General features: G+C 69.9%; 13 protein-coding genes and 2 tRNA genes. 10 read left to right on the top strand and 5 right to left on the bottom strand.

Annotated features, from left to right (window positions below):
* Nucleotides 1-3 precede the first annotated feature (3 nt).
* The 5 genes from pal (at nucleotide 4) to ACXJKM_RS17980 (ending at nucleotide 2,398) form a co-directional block, all read left to right on the top strand.
* Nucleotides 4-540: a peptidoglycan-associated lipoprotein Pal gene (pal, locus tag ACXJKM_RS18000; protein ID WP_457322682.1), complete on the top strand. Its 537-nt coding sequence runs from the start codon at nucleotides 4-6 to the stop codon at nucleotides 538-540.
* A gap of 5 nt (nucleotides 541-545) precedes the next feature.
* Nucleotides 546-1,325 carry a tol-pal system protein YbgF gene (ybgF, locus tag ACXJKM_RS17995; RefSeq protein WP_457354137.1) on the top strand — a complete coding sequence of 260 codons (780 nt, stop codon included), beginning with the start codon at nucleotides 546-548 and terminating at the stop codon, nucleotides 1,323-1,325.
* Nucleotides 1,325-2,107, top strand: a complete 783-nt coding sequence (locus ACXJKM_RS17990) for a tRNA threonylcarbamoyladenosine dehydratase (protein ID WP_056198965.1) — start codon at nucleotides 1,325-1,327, stop codon at nucleotides 2,105-2,107. Before ybgF ends, ACXJKM_RS17990 begins: the two co-directional genes overlap by 1 nt.
* A gap of 67 nt (nucleotides 2,108-2,174) precedes the next feature.
* Nucleotides 2,175-2,250 (top strand) — tRNA-Lys (locus tag ACXJKM_RS17985).
* A gap of 72 nt (nucleotides 2,251-2,322) precedes the next feature.
* Nucleotides 2,323-2,398 (top strand) — tRNA-Lys (locus ACXJKM_RS17980).
* 92 nt (nucleotides 2,399-2,490) lie between these two features.
* Here the strand turns inward: ACXJKM_RS17980 and ACXJKM_RS17975 are convergent.
* From ACXJKM_RS17975 to ACXJKM_RS17965, 3 genes are all read right to left on the bottom strand, one after another.
* A complete protein-coding gene (locus tag ACXJKM_RS17975) occupies nucleotides 2,491-3,294 on the bottom strand; it encodes a glycoside hydrolase family 19 protein (protein WP_200955295.1) in 804 nt (267 codons plus the stop codon).
* A gap of 247 nt (nucleotides 3,295-3,541) precedes the next feature.
* Nucleotides 3,542-4,261 carry a substrate-binding periplasmic protein gene (locus tag ACXJKM_RS17970; RefSeq protein WP_162247805.1) on the bottom strand — a complete coding sequence of 240 codons (720 nt, stop codon included), beginning with the start codon at nucleotides 4,259-4,261 and terminating at the stop codon, nucleotides 3,542-3,544.
* Between the two features lie 89 nt (nucleotides 4,262-4,350).
* Entirely contained in the window at nucleotides 4,351-5,874 is a 1,524-nt protein-coding gene (locus ACXJKM_RS17965) for a glycine betaine ABC transporter substrate-binding protein (protein WP_457354135.1), read from the bottom strand.
* A 130-nt stretch (nucleotides 5,875-6,004) separates the two neighbouring features.
* Here ACXJKM_RS17965 and ACXJKM_RS17960 point away from each other — a divergent pair, with 130 nt between their 5' ends.
* Entirely contained in the window at nucleotides 6,005-6,208 is a 204-nt protein-coding gene (locus tag ACXJKM_RS17960; RefSeq protein ID WP_056198956.1) for a hypothetical protein, read from the top strand.
* A gap of 55 nt (nucleotides 6,209-6,263) precedes the next feature.
* Here ACXJKM_RS17960 and ACXJKM_RS17955 read toward each other — a convergent pair whose 3' ends face one another.
* On the bottom strand, nucleotides 6,264-14,765 hold the full coding sequence (locus tag ACXJKM_RS17955) for a GH36-type glycosyl hydrolase domain-containing protein (RefSeq protein ID WP_457354133.1): 8,502 nt from the start codon (nucleotides 14,763-14,765) through the stop codon (nucleotides 6,264-6,266).
* Between the two features lie 173 nt (nucleotides 14,766-14,938).
* Complete coding sequence (locus ACXJKM_RS17950; RefSeq protein ID WP_235532012.1) at nucleotides 14,939-15,277, bottom strand: thioredoxin family protein; 339 nt, start codon at nucleotides 15,275-15,277, stop codon at nucleotides 14,939-14,941.
* Between the two features lie 88 nt (nucleotides 15,278-15,365).
* Here ACXJKM_RS17950 and ACXJKM_RS17945 point away from each other — a divergent pair, with 88 nt between their 5' ends.
* The 4 genes from ACXJKM_RS17945 to ACXJKM_RS17930 all read left to right on the top strand — a co-directional run.
* Nucleotides 15,366-15,614 carry a hypothetical protein gene (locus ACXJKM_RS17945; protein ID WP_457324834.1) on the top strand — a complete coding sequence of 83 codons (249 nt, stop codon included), beginning with the start codon at nucleotides 15,366-15,368 and terminating at the stop codon, nucleotides 15,612-15,614.
* Nucleotides 15,615-15,900: 286 nt separating this feature from the next.
* Nucleotides 15,901-17,535 (top strand): methyl-accepting chemotaxis protein, encoded by a 1,635-nt coding sequence (locus ACXJKM_RS17940; protein ID WP_457354131.1) that lies wholly within the window; start codon nucleotides 15,901-15,903, stop codon nucleotides 17,533-17,535.
* 18 nt (nucleotides 17,536-17,553) lie between these two features.
* Nucleotides 17,554-18,015 (top strand): chemotaxis protein CheW, encoded by a 462-nt coding sequence (locus tag ACXJKM_RS17935; protein WP_457354129.1) that lies wholly within the window; start codon nucleotides 17,554-17,556, stop codon nucleotides 18,013-18,015.
* Nucleotides 18,015-18,893 (top strand): CheR family methyltransferase (locus ACXJKM_RS17930; protein ID WP_457354127.1); only part of this gene is annotated, 879 nt, incomplete at its 3' end. The genes ACXJKM_RS17935 and ACXJKM_RS17930, both read left to right, overlap by 1 nt.

Genomic DNA, 18,893 nt, shown 5'->3' with positions numbered 1-18,893 from the left:
CGAATGAAACTGACCCGCTATGCGCTCACTTTGATTGCCGCCGCCGCCTTGGCCGGCTGCAGCTCCGCCGTCAAGTTGGACGAGCCCGCGCCGGTCGAGACGCGCCAGCCCACACCGCCCCCGGCGACCCCTGAGCAGCAGCCGACAACCGCGCAGACCGCTGTCCCGACGGTTGACCTGTTCAGCCAGTACACCCAGGAAGTCAACAAGGGCGCCAATCGCGTCGTCTACTTCGACTACGACAGCGACGTCGTCAAGGAAGAGTACCGCCCGCTGGTCGACCTGCACGCCAAGCGCCTGAACGCCAACAAGCGCGCCGCGTTGAACCTCGAAGGCCACACCGACGAGCGCGGCGGCCGCGAGTACAACCTGGCCCTCGGCCAGCGCCGTGCCGAAGCCGTTGCCAAGTCGCTGACGCTGCTGGGCGTCGGTGCGGCCCAGGTCGAAGCTGTCAGCTACGGCAAGGAGCGCCCTGCCGCTCAAGGCAGCGGCGAAGAAGTCTGGGCCAAGAATCGTCGCGTCGAGCTCAAGGACAAGTGAAAGTGATGCGCGCTCTGCGACTGTCGCTGATGACGCTGGCCGCGAGCGCGGCTTTCATGCAGCCCGCAAAGGCGGGCCTGTTCGAGGATGATGAAGCCCGCAAGGCCATCCTCGAGCTGCGTGGCACGGTGAAGGCCAACGAGGACGCTGCCAAGCAGCGTGCCGAACAGCTCAACACGCTGGTCCAGGATCAGTTGCAGCCGCTGCGCCGCAGCATGCTGGACCTGAATGGCCAGATCGATGCGCTGCGCAGCGAGATCGCCAAGCTGCGCGGCGCCAACGAGCAACTCGCCCGCGACCTGGCCGACACGCAGCGCAAGCTGACCGACCAGTCGCAGTCCGTCGAAGCGCGCTTCAAGCCGCTGGAGCCGCAGAAGGTCAGCCTCGATGGCCGCGAATTCCAGGTCAACCCCGACGAGCGCAACCAGTACGAAGCCGCCATCGGCCTCGTGCGCCGTGGCGACTTCGCCGAGGCCGTCGCCGCGCTCAATGCCTTCCTGAAGCGCTACCCCGCCAGCGGCTATACCGACTCGGTGCGCTTCTGGCTCGGCAATGCCCAGTACGGCAAGCGCGACTACAAGGACGCCGTTGCGACCTTCAAAGCTTTCATCGCCGGCAATCCTGACCATCCGCGCGCGGCCGAAGCCCTGCTCGCGCTGGCCAATTGCCAGATCGAGCTGAAGGACAACAAGTCCGCCCGGCGCAGCCTCGACGACCTCATCAAGGCCTATCCCGGCACCGAGGCCGCCCAGGCCGCCAAGGAACGGTTGGCGGCACTGCGTTGATGTCCGCTGATCAGCTGGACGCTGATCTGGAGCGCCGCTTCGGCGGCCTGCGCCGTCTGCACGGCGACGTCGCCTACCAGCGCCTGCGCGCCGCGCGCTTCGCGGTCGTCGGCCTGGGCGGCGTCGGTTCCTGGGCCGTCGAGGCCCTGGCGCGCAGTGGCGCGGCGGAGCTGACGCTGATCGACCTGGACCAGGTTTCCGAATCCAACATCAACCGCCAGATCCAGGCTCTCGGGTCGACCGTCGGTATGGCCAAGGCTGAGGCGCTGAGGCAGCGTATTGCCGACATCCACCCCGGTTGCGCGGTGCACGTCGTCGAGGAATTTGTCGAACCCGAGAATTGGCCCGCGCTGATCGGCGATGCGGAGTTCGACGGGCTCATCGACTGTTGCGACCAGGTCCGCGCCAAGGCCGTGCTGGCTGCCTGGGCCCGTGAGCTTGAGCTGCCTTTCGTCACCGTCGGCGCCGCCGGCGGCAAGCGCGAGCCGCATCGCGTGGAGCTCGACGACCTCAGCGCCACGACTCACGATCCGCTGCTGGCGTCGCTGCGCCAGCGCCTGCGCAAGCACCACGGTGCGGCGCGTGCCGGGAAGATGGGTGTCGCCTGCGTGTACTCACGTGAGCCGGTGCATCTGCCGCAGCAAGGTGAGGGCGAAGCCTGTGATGTTGATGGCAGCCTGAACTGCCATGGTTACGGCTCCAGCGTCACCGTCACGGCGACCTTTGGCCTGTGCGCGGCAGCCGAGTTGCAGCGCCTGCATCTGAGTCGAAAACCGGGCTGACGGCAATTCGAGGATTTCTTGCGGAGCCTCTAAAAACCTGCCTATAATGGCGGGCTCTGCTTGACACGGGACGTTAGCTCAGTCGGTAGAGCAGCGGACTTTTAATCCGTTGGTCGCAGGTTCGAATCCTGCACGTCCCACCAGAATTTAGAGCGATGATTCGACGGAATCAACGCTACAATCTTTGGCTCAGCTAAGTCCGCTTAGTTGAATCAGGGCTCTTAGCTCAGTTGGTAGAGCAGCGGACTCTTAATCCGTAGGTCGAGTGTTCGAGTCACTCAGGGCCCACCAAAATTTAAGAAGCAAAAAGGCACTTGGCGAACCGCCAAGTGCCTTTTTTGCGTTTGGGCGTGGCGTCGGGAGACGTCGCAGCAGCGCGAGGTTCAGAGCCCCAGCAGGGCCTTGGCGCGCGCCAGATGCTCCAGGCGATCGTCCAGCCCGTTGTAGCCGCCATTGATCCGCTTGGTGACAGCCTTGGCGTCGTCGGCTTCGGCGAGCGGGCCGATGCCACGCGTCTTCCAGAACCAGCAGGCCACATCGACGCAGGCGAACGGGTCCTGGGCCAGCTGCGTGGGGTCGCTGATGTAATCGGTGCCGGTGAACTTGCTGTAGTCCCGGTAGTTGTTGCGACCGGTGAGCTGGATCAGCCCGCGGCCCTTGAAGCGTGGGCCGTCGCCGGGCTCCGTGTTGCCGAGATCGGTGCGGCCGTCATAGGCGTTGCCGCTGGCCAGTTCCTCGGAATAGAGCAGCGAGCCGGACTCGTGTGCGAGCTGGGCGATGAAGTGGGCGATCTGCCGCGGCGTGTCGATGCCATAGCGTGTCATGCCCTTCACCAGCGGCTCGAAGTAGAGGTCGATGCGCTTTTGCATGGCCCGTGGCATCACGATGCCGAGCTTCTCCTTGGTCGCGCCGGGAGGCAGGCCCGCCAGCAACCGCGTCATCGTGGCGTCGCCCGGTGTCACCAGGCCATCCGACTCCGGCAGGCCCATGGCCTGGGTCTCGAAGGCACGGATCGCGTCGATGGTGTTGGGGCCGATCTGCCCGTCCACCCCCAACTGCTTGAGCGCTGCGCCGCTCCAGGCCTCGCTGTTCATGTTGAGCAGGACCTGGACGATGCGGACATCGGCGACATCGTTGCGGGCACCCAGCCCGACGCTCTTGGCAATGCACATGGCAACGGCTCCCATCAGGAAGAAGAGGTGTCGACCTTATGCGCCCGCCGCCGCCAGCGAATCCCCAATCAGGATGAGACAGCGATGGCCCGCACCTGCCGGTCCCACCAGGGCGTGTCGCCAATCTCCGCGCGCGGGTGGTCGATGAAGAGCCTGGTTTTGGTGGCGTGGCTGCGGCCGGGCAGGCGCACCGCGTGGATGCGCCAGGCGGGCAAGGGTTGGCAGTGGCTGCCGCTGGACTACAGCAGCCAGGTGCGCTGAATCAGGGCAAAGGCCGGATGCTGACGCCCAGGCTGCCGGCCGGGTGGGCCTCGTTGAAGAGCTGCCACACGCGCCCGTTGCGTGCCATCTGGCCGAAAGCCTGGCGCAGCAGGCGCCGGTCGGCTTCGACGAGGCCGCGGCGTGACAGATACAGGCCGCTGGCGTGCCAGCCCAGTTCCTCCAGCGGCTCGACACGCAGGCGCTTCAGCAACGGCGTCAGCTCGGGCTCATTGACCAGCGTGCCGACCAGGATGGACGCCGTCATGACGCTGGCCTGGGCCAGGCCCTGGCGCAGAGCGCGGGCGACGCCGGTGGGGTCGGCCTCCTCGACGAGGCGCTGGCGCTGGCGCAGCGTTGCGATGGCACCGTCATAGGCCGGACCGAAAGAGAAGCCGCGCACGACGACGAGCTTGTAGTCCGGCTGGGCCAGCAGCTCGGCCAGCGAGCGCGGCACGGGCGTGTCGGCGTCCAGGGTCAGCAGGCTGGCCCGCACCTGGATCAGTGGCACGAACTCGCCCACGGCATCACGTGCGGGATTTGATGAGGCCGGCATGAGGATGTCGGCCTGACCAGCGTCGAACATCGTCTGCAGCCGCGCCCGTGGCACCTTGTGGATATTGAACTGGCAGGGCGCGCTGGCCGCCACTTCGCGCAGCAGCGTCGGATAGATGCCCTGGGCGCGCCCGTCCTCGAAGCTGACGCTCAGGCCGATAGGGGCCATGGGTACGTTGAGGGGGCGCGAGCAGCCGGCCTCGGCGGTCATTGCCACCAGCCAGCCCAATAGCCACAAGCCCGATCGCACCCTTGCGTTCATGCCCCTCGATCCCGAGATTCTTGTGGCCCATTGTGCGCGACCCGGCGTTCCAGCGCATCAAACAGCAGTTGCACGATGACGGCCAGGGCCGCGGCGGGCAGGGCGCCGGCCAACATCAGCTTGCTGTCGTTGACGGCCAGGCCCGCGACGATGCGCTCGCCCAGGCCGCCCGCGCCGACGAAGGCCGCGACGGTGGCCGTGCCGACGTTGGTGACCGCTGCCGTCTTCACCCCTGCCATCAGCGTCGGCAGGGCCAGTGGCAGCTCAATGGCGCGCAGCGTCTGGCCGCGGGTCAGGCCCAGCGCCAAGGCGGCATGGGTCAGCCCGCCAGACACGGCCTGCAGCCCGGCATGGGTGTTGCGCACGATGGGCAGCAGCGCATAGACGAACAGCGCCAGCAGGGCCGGCACGAAGCCGATGCGGCCAACCAGGGCAATCAAGAAAGCCAGCAGGGCGAGCGAAGGCAGGGTCTGCAGCAGGCCCGCCACGGCCATGACGGGCGCCGCCAGCCGCGGCAGGCGATGCGCCGCAATGCCCAGGGGCACGGCCACGGCCACGGCCAGCGCGAGCGAGGCCAGCACCAGGGCCAGATGCTGGGCGAGCAGCTTGGGCAGATCGGGTGCAAACAGTCGGTCCATCAAGCCCTGGTGTCCCGTGCCGCCCGAGTCTGACCGCAGGAAGCCGTGCGCCACGTCGGCAAAGGGCCGGCCGTCCAGCTCGGCGGCGGCGTTCAGGCGGGTCATTTCGGCTTCGGGCAGGCGGCCGGCCAGGCCCTGCAACGGCTTGTCGTCGACCGCCGCCCGCATCAGCAGCACCGCGTCGTAGCGCGGGAAGAAGCCGCGGTCATCGCGCAGCACCCGCACGGGCTGGCGGGCGAGCTGGGCGTCGGTGGTGTAGACGTCGATGAGGTCGACCTGGCCATTGGCGAGGGCTTGATACGCCAGGCCGTGGTCCAGGCCGGCGCCGGGTTGCAGCTTCAGGCCATAGGCGCGCTGCAGCGCCGGCCAGCCGTCGGCCCGGGCCAGGAACTCGTGCGACAGGCCAGCCTTGAGTGCCGGCGGTGCCTTGGCGGCAAGCTCCGAGATCGTCGTGATGCCCAGCCGCGCCGCGTCGGCCTCGCGCAGGGCCAGGGCATAGCTGTTGTTGAAGCCCAGTGGTACGCCGGCCTTCAGGCCCAGCGGCTTCAGCCACGCGTTGATCTGCGCCAGCGGTGCCTGCGCATCCGCAGATGACTCGCGCTTGAGCAACTCGCGCACGATGGTGCCGGTGTACTCCGGGTAGAGATCGATCTGGCCTTGCTGCAGGGCCGCGGCCAGGATGGCGGTATTGCCCAGGCCCTGGCGGTGTTCAGCGGCGACACCCTGACCGACCAAGGTCTGCGTGACGATCTCGCCCAGCAGATAACTCTCGGTGAAGCGCTTGGAGCCGACTTGCAGCGCCGCTGGCGCGGCCTGCGCCATGCCGGCAAACCACGCGGTTAGCAGGGTCAACAACCAAAGTGCTTGCCGGCTGGTGCTCATTGCCGCATGGTGCCTCATGGCATGCGTCGCAATGTCAGACAAGGCCTACACGCGGGCCCCTTCGTGTCCGAATGCAACGAAGCCAGGTTCTCTCTACAGTTGAAGGCATCGTTTTCAGAGGAGGTCATCCATGTCTCGCGCCACCGATCATCTGCTGCGTCAGCACCTGGACAGCCTGGGCGTTCACCTGCGCCAGTGCCGCACGCTGTCAGACCGCAAGCAGCGCATGCTGTGCTCGCTGGAATTCCTGGACAGCGCCATCGGCGACCGGCTGTTCACGACCGTCGTCCTGGGTAGCGTCCTCATGGCCGTGGTGTTGAGCTTGGTCGTCTGATCCTCCCCTGATTCGCTACGGCGGCCCCTTTCGGGGCCGCTTGCTTTTTGGGGCTTCAGAACGCTGCCGCCGGTTCCGGCCTGCGGGCCGGCAGGGCATCGGTGACTGGCACCCAAAGCTGCAGGTCGCCGTCGACCTCCCCGAGCGCCAGCGTCGATCCTGGCACCAGGGTGCGGTAGCCGGCGGGCGGCGCGGTGCCGGCGCCCGTCGGGGCACGCTGCAGCAGCAAGTCGATACGCCGACCCTGGTGCACCAGCCGCAGCCGCGCCTCGGGCCAGTGGGGCGGCAGGCAGGGCTGCACGCGCAGCAGGCCATCGGCCAGCTTGACGCCGCACAGCGACTCGACCGCCGCGCGCAGCAGCCAGCCGGCGGCGCCCGTGTACCAGCTCCAGCCACCGCGGCCGGCGTGCGGCGCGGCGGCTTCGATATCACCGGCCACGGCGAAGGGCTCCAGCCCATAGGCCGCGCCGTGCGCGCCGCGGTGGGCCGGGCTGATGGCCGTGAAGGCCGCCCAGGCGCGCTCGGCCTGACCGAGCTTGGCGCTGGCCATCAGGGCCCAGGTGGCGGCGTGGTTGTACTGGCCGCCGTTCTCGCGCACGCCGCCGGGGTAGGCCTGGATGTAGCCCGCCGGTGGCTGGTGATGCTGCAGCGGCGGCCACAGCAGGCGTAGCAGGTGGGCATCGCGGTCATGCAGCTCGCGCCAGGCGCTGTCCAGGGCCAGGCGGGCGCGGTCGGCCTCGGTGACGCCGGTCAGCACGGCCCAGGCCTGCACGATGAGGTCGATGCGGCATTCGCTGTCGTCATGGGTGCCGAGGACGCTGCCGTCATCGAACCAGCCGCGGCGGTACCAGCGGCCGTCCCAGGCCTCGGCGTCCAGGGCCTTGGCCAGCTTGTCGCGCGCCTGGCGCCAGCGCGCCGCGCGGGCCTGCTCGCCGCGGGCGATGGCCAGCGGGTGCAGGGCGTCGATGACGGCGCACAGGAAGAAGCCCATCCACACCGACTCGCCCTTGCCCTCGGCGCCGACGCGGTTCATGCCGTCGTTCCAGTCGCCGGTACCGAACAGCGGCAGGCCATGGACGCCGACGGGCAGGCTGACATCGATGGAGCGCGCGGCGTGCTCGTAGATGCTGGCCTGCTCGTCGCTGATGGCCGGCACCTCGTAGATGTCCTCGGCGCCCTCGGGCACGGGGCGGCCCTGCAGGAAGGGCAGCATCTCGTCGGCCAGCGACGTATCGGCGGTGCGCTCGACGTACAAGGCCAGCGCCAGCGCCAGCCACAGCCGGTCGTCCGCGAAATGCGTGCGCACGCCGGCACCGGCCGGCTCATGCCACCAGTGCTGCACGTCGCCGGGCGGGAACTGGTGGGCTGCGTGGCGGCGAATCTGCGCGGCCAGGCGCTCGGGTGCGTGCTGCACCAGGGACATGGCGTCCTGCAGCTGGTCGCGGAAGCCGAAGGCGCCGCCCGCCTGGTAGAAGCCGGCGCGCGCCCAGATGCGGCAGCCCAGCACTTGGGCCGGCAGCCAATGGTTCACCAGCGCGTCGAAGGCGGGGTCGGGCGTGGCCACCTGAACGGGCGCGCTCAAGGCCCGCCAGACCTCGCGCTGGGCGGCCAGCCGGCGCAGTGGGTCGGCCGCCCAGGCGTTGGCGGCCTGCTCGCGGGCGGCGGGCAGGCTCTGCGCATGGCCGAGCAGCACCGTGCCATGCCAGGCGTGGCCGGGTTCCAGGCGGATCGGCACTGCCAGCAGGGCGGCCGGGTCGGTGGCCGGGCCGGCCTGGCCGTCCAGCGCGTGCGGCATGACGAGGCGGCCTTCGTCGTCGAACAGCAGGCGGCGGTCGCCGCTGGCCTCAATGGCGGCCGTCCACGGGTGCGGTCGGTTCAGGTCGGGCGTGAAGCCGGCGTCCGCGGGCCAGGGCCACAGGGCCTGATCGCCGGCCAGGCTGTTGATCTGGTCGGCCGTCGCATCGCCCTCGCGGGTCGGGCGCAGTGCCATCCAGGCCGTGTGGCCGCCGAAGCCATTGAGCCCATCGGCCTGCGTGGCCAGGGCCAGCAGCGGACCGTCACCCTGGGGCGGTTCCAGTCGCGTCACGACACTGCGGCGCGCACCACTGTCCATGCCCAGCTGCCACTGCGCGGCGGCCAGCAGCCGCAGCAGGCGCGGCGGGCGGCCGGGCGCCGCGTGCAACTCCACCTGGCATTGCTTGACGGCGGTTGTTGCGTCCACCGTCCAGCGCAGGCGCACCACCATGCCCGGCAGCTGGAAGGCCATGGCCGTAGCTCCTGGCAGGTGGGACACGTTCTGGTGCGGGCTGGCGCGGCCGAGCAGCCAGGCCTTGCCGCTGGACAGGCAGTGCAGGATCAGCCATTCGCCGGGCGAGTCCAGCAGCGCATCGTTGGACCAGGGCGTGATCTGGTGCAGCCGGCTGTTGCCGGCCCAGGCCATGCCGGCACCGCGCTCGGACACCTGGCAGCCGAAGTTCTCGTTGGCGATGACGTTGATCCACGGCCGCGCCGGCTGGCTTTGCTCGGTCAGCTCGAAGCGGCAGGCACCGCTGTCGGCCTCGAAGTCGCTGTCTGGCGCCTCGGCGCCCGGCGGGGCAGCGAGGCTGGACACCAGCGTCGCGCCGGCGCCGCGCCGGGCCTTGGCGGCTTGCTCGTGGCTCTGCCCCAGGCGCTCGAGCTGCTGGGCCAGCGGCCGGCCATCGGCGAACCAGCGCACGCGCGCCAGCATGTTGAGGGCAAAGCGCGTGTCCGGCCCCACGGTCTCGTCCGACAGCACATGCACGCGGCAGCGCCCATGGGTTTGCTGCTCGGCCAGCGACCGCAATGCGCGCGACACCGGCGCCAGATAGGACGGCGGCTCGGCGTCCAACACGACGACGTCCACTGGCAGCGGGCTGCCCTGGGCCTGCAGCAGCGCGCACAGCTCGCGCACCATGATGACGCCGGTGGGATCGGCCACGCGCATCAGGATGATGGGGTCGTCCCCCGAGATGCCATGGCGCCACAGCGCATCGCGCTCGTAGCCGGTCTCGGGCAGAGGCAGGTTCTCGCGGGCGGCCTGCGAGGTCAGCAGGGTCTGCAGCGTGAGGCCGGCCCGCCAGGCGCCCGGCGCGAGGCTGGCGCCTTGGGTGCGCACGCCGGCCATGGTGTGAGCCAGCGTCAGCGCACGCTCGACCAGGGCCGGCTGGCGCAGCTTGTCCAGCAAGTGGCTGAGCGTCTGCGGCTCGCGAGCGGCGGCGGTGGCCAGCGTCAGCGTCACGCTGGCACCGGGCGGCAGCTGCAGCACCAGGTGCAGCAGCGAGATCGGGTCGTTGCCAGTGTCCAGCATGCCAGACGCGGTGTTGAGGCCGGTCACGTCGGTGCCCAGCAGCGCTTGCACGCCGGCATGCGCAATGACACCGCCGGGCTGGCCGGACATGCCGCCGCGTGCCAGCCAATGGGCGCGGTCGGCACCGGCGCGCACACGGTCCAGCCGTGCGCCGCCTTCGAGCTCCACGCCCACCAGCGCATGCACCGCGTGCAGGGGCGCCTCGTTGGGGCTGCGCGGCAGGCGCTGCCAGTTCAGGGCCTGCTGGCCCGGTTCCCAACGTGCCTGCAGGAAGAGCTTGCCGAAAGCCGGGTGGGCCAGGTCGGCCTTGGCCGGCGCCAGCACGGGCTCGAAGCTGGATACCAGCGCCAGGCGGCGCGGCCGATGGGCGAGGTTGCGCAGCGTGATGCGGCGCAGCTCGACGTCGTCCTCGACGGCCACCCAGGCCTCGGTGTGGGCGTGCAACTCCTCGCCCTCGGCCGTGAACTGCGCGCTGGCGGGGTGCAGGCGGCAGCCATAGCGCCATTGCGGGCCGGGCGTGGGCCGCAGCGTGAGCGATCGCCAGGGGCTGGACTCGGGCGCGCCGTTCCAGTGCAGGTCCAGGTCGCGCAGATGCAGGTGGTGGCCGAGCAGGTCCTGCGGCAGATCGTCGCGCCAGCGGCTCACCAACACCAGTGAACCCGGCTCGCCCCAGACCAGCGTGCCGCCGCCATGCTCGCGCACCATCGCGCTGAGGCGCCCATGGCCCAGCCAGGCGGTGGCGGGCAGGGCGCGGCCATGCAGCTCGGGCACGACCAGCGAGATGCGGGCGCGGCGCGGTGCGCTGCGAGTGGGCTGCGGCGGCGGTTCGCGCAGTGGCGCCACCTTGTGCGGCGCGCGCTCGTGCAGCAGCCAGCGCACGGCGCACAAGCGCGGCTCGGCGTCAGCCCAGCGCTGCGGCGCGCCGCCGCACAGCACCTCGGTCAGCGCGACGAGTGACATGCCGTGGTGGTGGGCCATCGTCGTGCCGATGCGCTGGAAGCGACGCCCTTGCTGGGGTGTCTCGCTGGTGGCTTCGGGCTGGCGGCCGACTGTGTAGTCCAGCGCCTCCATGAAGCCGCCCTCATGGCGGGCACCCAGGGCCTGCAGCGCGCGCAGATTGGCGACGGCCGCGCGCGGCATCACCATGGTCGCCATCAGGCTGGCATACGGCGCGATGACGATCTCCTCCACCGGCGTGTCGCGCAGTGCCAGGCTGGCCACGCCCTGCGGGCCGTACTGGTAGGCCAGGCTCCGGTCGCGCTTGGCATAGGCGCTCTCGGACACGCCCCAGGGCAGGCCGGCCGCACGCCCGGCGCGGATCTGCTCCATGACGGCCGCGCGAGCGGCTTCCGCAAGCGCGCTGCCGGTGGGCTCGTCCAGCACCAGCGAGGGCATCAACATCTCGAACATCGAGCCCGACCAGCTCTTCAACCCCGTAACGCGCCCGCGCGAGAAGAAGGGCCGGCCGAGCGCGCCCCAGTGCGCCGGCGGGATGTCGCCCTTGGCGATGGCCACCAGGCTGGCCAGCCGAGCTTCGGAGGCGAGCAGGTCGTAGTGGTTCTGGTCCAGCCGCTCGGTGCCGGGCTCGGAGCCTTGCGCCGCGACGGCGCCGATGTGCAGCAGGTGGCGCTGCGGGTCGTAGAGCCAGCTGAAGTCGTGGGCCAGCGCAAGGGCGCGCGCCCGCATGGCGACGGCGTTCAGCGCCTCGGCCACGGCCGGCGGCGGCGGCATGCCCTCGCCCCCGCGCGCAAAGCCCTCGCAGGCCGCCGCGACCACCAGCAGATGGGCGCAGAGGTTGCCGCTGTCCACGCTGGAGATGTAGGGCGGCTCCAGCACGCCCAGGCGCTGGGTGTCGATCCAGTTGTAGAAGTGGCCGCGGTGGCGGGGCAGCTTGTCCAGCGTGTCCAGCGTGCGGCCGATGCGCTCGGCCAGGCCGACGTCATGCAGCCAGCCGAACTCGCGCGCGCAGCAGGCCGACAGCAGGTACAGGCCGATATTGGTGGGCGAGGTGCGGTGGGCGACGGCGATGTCGGGGTCGAACTGCACGTTGTCGGGCGGCAGATCGTTGTCGTCCTTGGTGACCCAGCGTTCGAACCAGCGCCAGGTGTCGCGGGCGACGCTGAGCAGGTACTGGCGCTCGTCGTCGGTGATGGCCTCGCGGCGCGGCCGGGCGCGTGGCCGGCTGGCCAGGCCTATCCACAGCGGCGTCAGTGCCCAGGCCAGCAGCAGCGGCAGGGCCTGGTCCCAGTCGACGGGGCGGCCGATCAGGGCCGGCGTCATCAGCAGCAGGGCCAGCGCGCCGGTGGCAAAGGTCACATGCTTGTGCTGGCGCCACAGCGAGCGCCAGTCGGTGCGCGCCGCGGCTTCCGCCGCGTCGGCGGTGGTCCATTCCAGCAGATGCTGGTGGCTGACACGCTGGCGCCACAGCGCGCGCACGATGGCGTCGATGCTGAGCCAGCTTGCCGCCGGAAGCAGTGCGATGTGCCAGACGACGCCGCCAATGGCGCGCCCGAGTTCAATGGCCGCCTGCCGGTAAAAGCGCGGCAGCGAGATGCGGTCGCCCGACGGCGCGCAGGCCGCCAGAGCGCCCATCAACGGCCCGGCGCCGAAGGTGGCGGCCACCAGCCCCAGCGCCCACGCCGGCGCCAGGCCCAGGCCCATCCACGACGCGACCAGCAGCAGCAAGGCGGCCGGGGCGACGAGGGAGCGGCGCAGGTTGTCCAGCATCTTCCAGATGTGGATGCCGTGCAGGCCCCAGCGGCGCGGGTGGCCGAGGAAGGGCAGCAGCTGCCAGTCACCGCGCGTCCAGCGGTGGATGCGCGAGGCCGCCACGTCGGCATGCATGGGGGCGGGCTCCACCAGCACCACGTCGCTGACGCCGGCGCAGCGCATCAGCGAGCCTTCCAGCAGGTCGTGGCTGAGCACCTGGCCCTCGGGCATGCGGTGGGCCAGTACCTGCGCTGCGGCCTGCACGTCGATCAGTCCCTTGCCGGCGGCGCTGCCTTCGTCGAACAGGTCCTGGTAGACCTCGGAGCTGGCGGCGCTGTAGGGGTCCAGCCCCGGCTGGCCGGCGAACAGGCTGTGGAACCAGGTGCCATGCACCGTGGAGCTGCCGGCGGCTGTGGCCAGCGGCGTGGCGACGCGTGGCTGCAGCATGCCGTGGCCGCGCACGACGGTGACGGCGCCGCTGGATGTGCGGCTCAACCGTGGGCGGTTCAGCGGGTGGGCGGCGATGGCGACCAGCTCGCGCAGCGCGCCGGGGGGCAGGGCGTTGTCGGCATCCAGCGTGACGATGTGGCGGATGTCCGGTGCGGGCGTGGACAGCTCGCCCAGGTCGACAAAGCGGTCAGGCAGCAGCTCGGGCGGCTGACCGGCCAGCAGGGCGGCCAATGCCTCGGTCTTGCCGCGCTTGCGCTCCCAGCCGATCCAGCGCTGCTCGGTCTCGCTCCAGCGCCGCTCGCGGTGCAGCAGCAGGAAACGCGGCCGGCCCTCGCAGGCCGTGCCGTGGCGCTGGTTCAACGCCTCGATGCCGGCGCGCGCCTGGGCGAGCAGGCCCGCGTCCTGGGGCTGGTGCTCGGCCTTGGCATCGGTCCAGTCGCTGAGCAGCGCGAACTGCGCCTCGTCTTCCAGGTTGGCCAGGTGGTGGCGCTCCAGCTGGGCGAGCAGGGTCGCGATGCCTTTGGACCGCGTCAGCATGCAGGGAATGACAACCAGGCTGCGCGCCCCGGCCGGAATGCCGTGATGCCAGGTCAGGCGCGGCAGCTGCGCCGGCGCTGCGGACTCGCTGATGAGGCGGTTGGCCAGCGCGACCACGGCCTCGCTGGCCGGCAGTAGCGACAGCAGCACGGCCGCCACCACCATGGGCCAGCCGGCGCCCGGGGGCAGGCCCAGCAGCAGCAACGTCAGCTCGGCCAGGATCAGCAACCCTGCCAGGCTGGTCAGATAGAGGGCGACACTGTGGCGGCGCAGCCCGGCGGCAAAGCGCTCGCCAGCGGTAGGCTTGAGGCGAAGTTCGCTCAGCAGGCGTTCGCGGCCAGGGCCGGACAGCCAGTACAGCGGGGCGCGCTCTTCTGCGTCCTCGGCCCAGGCGGGGTCGTTGCAAAGCAGGCGCAGCACCTGGGCCACGTCGGCCTCGGGTACGTTGTGGCGCTCGGTCAGGGCCTCGATCGCGTGCATGGCCATGTCGCGCGTGGCCTCGTGCTCCTGGCGGTAGACGGCAATGTGGCCCAGGGCGCGCAGCGTCGGGTGCACAGCCTCGAACAGTCCGGCCCAGTTGGCCGCGCCGAGGTTGCGCAGGCTGCTGATGGCGTTGCGGATGCTCTGGTGGTCGGCCGCGCTCTCGGCCTGCTCGCTGGCCTGCGCAGCGGCTGGGTCGGGCAGCGCCTCGGCCAGCCAGGCGTGCACGGCCGCCCAGGACGAGTCATCGGAGTCACGCTGCTCGGCTTGGCCCAGGGCGCGGTCGGTCAGCCGCTCGTGCAGGCGCAGGGCCAGGGCCGTGATGGCCGGGTCGCGTGGCCAGGCCGATTGCCATTGCTGCAGTTGGTTGCGCACCGCTGCCGCGTCCAGCTGCGGCAGCGCCTCGAACAGGTGCTGGGCGGCGCGGCGCGCCAGATGACGCCAGGCGGCGCGCTCGGCCAGGCGGCGCAGGTTCTCCACCAGCACGACGCGCAGCGTGGACGGCAGGGCCCACAGCTCGCGCAATGTCAGCGCCTCGGCCTCGTGGTGGCCGGCCAGGAAGTGGTGCAGCAGGGCCAGGTCCAGCGAGCTGTCCGCGTGGGCCACCCAGGCCCAGGCGACGCCATAGATGCGCGGCAGGCCCTGAAGCGGTTCGTCGGCCAGCCGGGGCAGGCGCTGGAAGTAGCTGCGCGGCAGGTCGTGCAGCACCTCGTCGAGCTGCTGCTGCACGATGCGGGCGTTGTCCAGCAGCCAGGCGTGGGCGGGGTCGATGTCGGCCTGCAGGCCTTCCTCGGACAGCACGCTCAGGGCGGCGGCCCAGACCTGCAGATTGCTGCGCAGCCGCGGCGAGAAGGGGCGGGGCTGCTGGCGCGGATCGTCCACCCGCTGGGCCGCGGCCAGGCTGCGGCCATGTTCGGCAAAGCGGTCGGCACCGAACTGCACGGCCCGCACCGGGGCAGCGGCCGCTTCGGCGCCGCCGGCGAGGCGCAGGAAGGCTTGTGCAGCGCCGGTGGGCGTCAGGTCATGCGGCGGGTGTTGCGGCGGTGCGGACATGCTCCGACTTTGGGTGCCGGCGCGCCGCCGGCACAGCAGCATGCGTCGCGTGTCTCTGTCAGCGCAGTCCTACATCTCCCCCATGAAAAACGTGGGTTCTGCCGCATCGTGGAAAGGCAGCAGCTTTTGTCAGCTCGGACAGGCCGTTTTGGGCGGCCTTGACCCTGGCCAGCTCAGGCTTCGCTGCGCAGGCGCGAGGCCAGCTCGACGTAGGCCGGTTCGACGGGCATGGGCCTCGCGTCCGCCAGGTGCGCCCGCAGCACGCGCCTGAGCGTCTCGGGCTGGGGTGTCAGCGGCCCGGCGAAGCGGATGTGCTCGCCGTCGGCGATGAGCAGCGTCGGGAAGGTCTCGATGTCCAGGTCGCCGATGAGTTCGGCTTCGTCCTCGATGTCGATCCAGCGCACATGCAGGCCGGCCTGGGGCAGTTCGGCGCAGGCGGCTTCGAAAATTTCTTGGTAGGACTCGCAGGTGCGGCACCAGGCGGCGCAGAGGCAGGCGATGTGCAGGGGCATGGGCCAATATGGTGCCATGGCGGGACAACGGGCTGTCGTCGTGCTGGAATTCGCAGACTATGCTGCCCTCAACCCATGGAGAGACCAGATGCACAACAACACGCTCCAACCCGCATTCCTGAGTTCGCTGATGACAGCCGGAGCGAACCTCGAGCTTATCTACAACGACCTGGCGCCTCATGCCAACGACAGGATGACGGCGGCGTTGGCACTGGCCAAGCACGCCAGGGAAACTCAAAGACAGCTCAGGTTCATCGGCATCAGTGCCGGTACGTCGGGCATCAAGCATCTGGCCGAGGAGGGTGAGGGCTACGTCACCTTCTCTCTCGTGTACTGATCGTCAATCGAGCGCCGCCAGTGCCGGCTCTGGGCCATTGCCCATTGCGCGAAGGCTTGCAGCTCGGACGAGCCTTCCCGGTCGGCCCATTGGCAGAGGTAGAAGCCGCGCCCCCGATGACAAAAAGCCGCTGAAGGCGCGACGAGCCGCCCGGCGGCCAACTCCATTTCTTCGCTCGGGATGTTCGGCACCGCACGGAGATCGCGTTAGACAGGGCGTACGGTGAGCTGCATTGCGTCGACTTGCCCGCCGGGCTGGATGACGCAGGGCGAGGGAGCCGAACTTGATGAATATCTTGACAGTGAGGCACCGCATCCTCGCCAGCTTCGCCGCCGTGCTGGTGTTGATGATCGTCATGGGCGCCGTCATCTATTCCCGCCTCGCTCGCGTGGCGCAGGACGCGACCGTCATCCAGAAGGAGGCCTTGCCCGGCATGCTGTACAGCAGCCAGCTGCTGGCCGCCTGGCAAGAGAACTTCGCGTTGACCCAGGAGCAGGTGTTCGAGAAGGATGAAACCGAGGCGCGCAAGATCGAGTCGCAGTTGCAGGTCAACCGGGCTCGGCTGGAGACCCTGGCCAAGAGCTACGAGAGCACCATCTTCTCGGCCGAGGATCGCGAGAACTACGAGGCGTTCAAGAACCTCCACGTTGCCAATCCTTACCTGCGCACGCAGGACGACATCCTGAAGCTGAGCGCGGCCAGCAAGCGCGACGAGGCCCGGGCGCTGCTGCACAGCCAGCTTGACCCGCAGTACAACAAGCTGCGCGCCGCCGTGCAGTCCGTCGTCGACTACAACATGGCCGATGCCGAGGCGGCAGGCCGGCAGATCATGAGCGCGGTCGCAACGGCCAACATGGCCATCCTGGTCAGTCTCGCCGCGGCACTGTTGCTGGCGCTTGCGCTCGGCTATGTCCTGCTGCAATCGATCACCCGGCCGTTGCACCGGTTGCTCACCGCCACCGACGCGATCAGCACCGGTGACTTGACGCAGCGGATGAACCTGGAGCGGCGCGACGAGTTCGGCACGCTGGCGCAGGGGTTCAACCGGATGACGGAGAAGCTGACGGAGCTGTTCGGCCAGGTCCAGCAGTCCGGCATCCAGGTCAACACCTCGGCGACCGAGATCGCCGCCACATCCAAGGAGCAGCAGGCCACCGCCAGCGAGATCGCTGCGACGACCACCGAGATCGGCGCCACCTCCAAGGAAATTTCCGCCACGTCGCGCGCGCTCGTGAAGACGATGAGCGAGGTGTCGCAGGTCGCCGAGGAGACCGCCTTGCTGGCCGGCGGCGGGCAGGAAGGCTTGCAGCGCATGACCGAGACCATGCACAACGTGATGGAGGCGGTCGGCTCGATCAACGCCAAGCTCGCCGTGTTGAGCGACAAGGCCGGCAACATCAACCAGGTCGTCACCACCATCACCAAGGTGGCCGACCAGACCAACCTGCTGTCGCTGAACGCGGCCATCGAGGCCGAGAAAGCCGGCGAATACGGGCGCGGCTTTGGCGTGGTTGCCACTGAGATCCGCCGGCTCGCCGACCAGACCGCAGTCGCCACCTACGACATCGAACAGACGGTCAAGGAGATGCAGTCCGCGGTGTCGGCCGGCGTGATGGGCATGGACAAGTTTTCCGAGGAGGTGCGCCGCGGCATGCAGGAGGTGCAGCAGGTCGGCGCGCAGCTGTCGCAGATCATCTCGCAGGTGCAGGCCCTGGCGCCGCGTTTCGAGGCCGTCAGCGAAAGCGTGCAGACGCAGGCGACCGGCGCCGAGCAGATCAGCCAGGCACTGACACAGTTGACCGAAGCCGCCCAGCAGACCGTCGACTCGCTGCGCCAGTCGGGCCAGGCGATCGACGGCTTGCACCAGGCGGCTGGCGGGCTGCGCAGCGGCGTCTCGCGCTTCAAACTGGCGCAGGCCTGAGGCCCGAGGGCCGGCCGGATGCTGTTCATCCTCTTTCAGATCGGCAGTGAACGCTACGCCCTCGACGCGGGCCAGGTCGTCGCCGTCCTGCCGCGGCTTGGCGTGAAGGCGATCCCGCTCGCGCCGTCGACGGTGGCCGGCCTGTGCGACTACCGAGGTGTGCCGGTGCCGGTCATCGACCTCAGCGAACTCGCGCTCGGCCGCCCGTCAGCGAACCGCCTGAGCACGCGCATCGTGCTCTTGACTTTCCCCGATCCCGCAGCCGGCCCGCACCTGCTCGGCCTGTTGGTCGAAAGGGCGACGCAGACGCTGCGCCGCGAGCCGGCGGAGTTCGTTGCGGCCGGCGTCAACGTCGACGCAGCGCCCTGGCTCGGCCCGGTGACGACCGACGCGCAGGGGCTGATCCAGCGCGTCGAGGTGCAGGGTCTGCTTCCGGCGTCGCTGCGCGCGATGTTGTTCGACGAGGCCGGGGCAGCGTGATGGACATGACCCGTTTCGAGCAATTGCTCAAGCAGACGATGGGCCTGGATGCGGCCTCGATCGGATCGGCGTCCGTCGAGCGTGCGGTGCAGGAGCGGCTGTCGGCCTGCGGGCTGGCGGACGCGCAGGCCTACTGGGAACGGCTCTGCGGCTCGAGCGTCGAGTTGCAGGAACTCATCGAGGCGGTGGTCGTGCCCGAGACCTGGTTCTTCCGTGACCTGGCGGCCTTCGTGGCGCTGGCGCGCCTGGCCAGCGAGGGAGCGCCTGCTCAGGCGCAGGGCGTGCTGCGCTTGCTGAGCGTGCCGTGCGCTACCGGCGAAGAGCCCTATTCGATGGCCATGGCATTGCTCGACGCCGGCTTCCCGGCCAATGCGTTGCGCATCGATGCCGTCGACATCAGCCTGCGTGCGCTGGCGCGGGCGCAGGGCGCGGTCTACGGCCGCAATTCGTTTCGCGGCAGCGACCTGGCGTTCCGTGATCGCCACTTCATCGCGACGGCGGGCGGCCACAGCCCGACGGAGGCGGTGCGCGGGCTCGTGCAGTTTCGACCGGGCAACCTGCTGGACGGCCTGGTGGCCGGGACGGGGCTCTACGACGTCATCTTCTGCCGCAACGTGCTGATCTACTTCGACCGCGCCACGCAGGATCGCGCCATCGCGGTGCTGGGCCGGCTGCTTGCGCCGCGCGGCTGGCTGTTCGTCGGCCCGTCGGAGACGGCCCTGCTGTCGGATCACGGCTTCGTCTCTGCAAAGCTTCCGCTTGCGTTCGCCTTTCGCAAGGGGCCGTTACCCGGCAGTGTCATCAAGGCCCGTGCAGCCCCCGCGCCAGGCTGGGTCGCGCGTGCTCCGGCCCCGGTGGCCGCGGCCCCGCGGCCCGCC

The sequence above is a fragment of the Roseateles sp. P5_D6 genome, assembly GCF_054049415.1.
The sequence above is the reverse complement of the archived record's forward strand: the minus strand, read 5'-3'. Positions and strand labels throughout refer to the sequence as shown.

Bases quoted from the DNA above. Each gene is read 5' to 3' on its own strand.
- pal (WP_457322682.1), top strand. From the start codon at position 4: ATGAAACTGACCCGCTATGCGCTCACTTTGATTGCCGCCGCCGCCTTG.
- ybgF (WP_457354137.1), top strand. From the start codon at position 546: ATGCGCGCTCTGCGACTGTCGCTGATGACGCTGGCCGCGAGCGCGGCT.
- ACXJKM_RS17990 (WP_056198965.1), top strand. From the start codon at position 1,325: ATGTCCGCTGATCAGCTGGACGCTGATCTGGAGCGCCGCTTCGGCGGC.
- ACXJKM_RS17975 (WP_200955295.1), bottom strand. From the start codon at position 3,294: ATGGGAGCCGTTGCCATGTGCATTGCCAAGAGCGTCGGGCTGGGTGCC.
- ACXJKM_RS17970 (WP_162247805.1), bottom strand. From the start codon at position 4,261: ATGGCCCCTATCGGCCTGAGCGTCAGCTTCGAGGACGGGCGCGCCCAG.
- ACXJKM_RS17965 (WP_457354135.1), bottom strand. From the start codon at position 5,874: ATGAGCACCAGCCGGCAAGCACTTTGGTTGTTGACCCTGCTAACCGCG.
- ACXJKM_RS17960 (WP_056198956.1), top strand. From the start codon at position 6,005: ATGTCTCGCGCCACCGATCATCTGCTGCGTCAGCACCTGGACAGCCTG.
- ACXJKM_RS17955 (WP_457354133.1), bottom strand. From the start codon at position 14,765: ATGTCCGCACCGCCGCAACACCCGCCGCATGACCTGACGCCCACCGGC.
- ACXJKM_RS17950 (WP_235532012.1), bottom strand. From the start codon at position 15,277: ATGCCCCTGCACATCGCCTGCCTCTGCGCCGCCTGGTGCCGCACCTGC.
- ACXJKM_RS17945 (WP_457324834.1), top strand. From the start codon at position 15,366: ATGCACAACAACACGCTCCAACCCGCATTCCTGAGTTCGCTGATGACA.
- ACXJKM_RS17940 (WP_457354131.1), top strand. From the start codon at position 15,901: ATGAATATCTTGACAGTGAGGCACCGCATCCTCGCCAGCTTCGCCGCC.
- ACXJKM_RS17935 (WP_457354129.1), top strand. From the start codon at position 17,554: ATGCTGTTCATCCTCTTTCAGATCGGCAGTGAACGCTACGCCCTCGAC.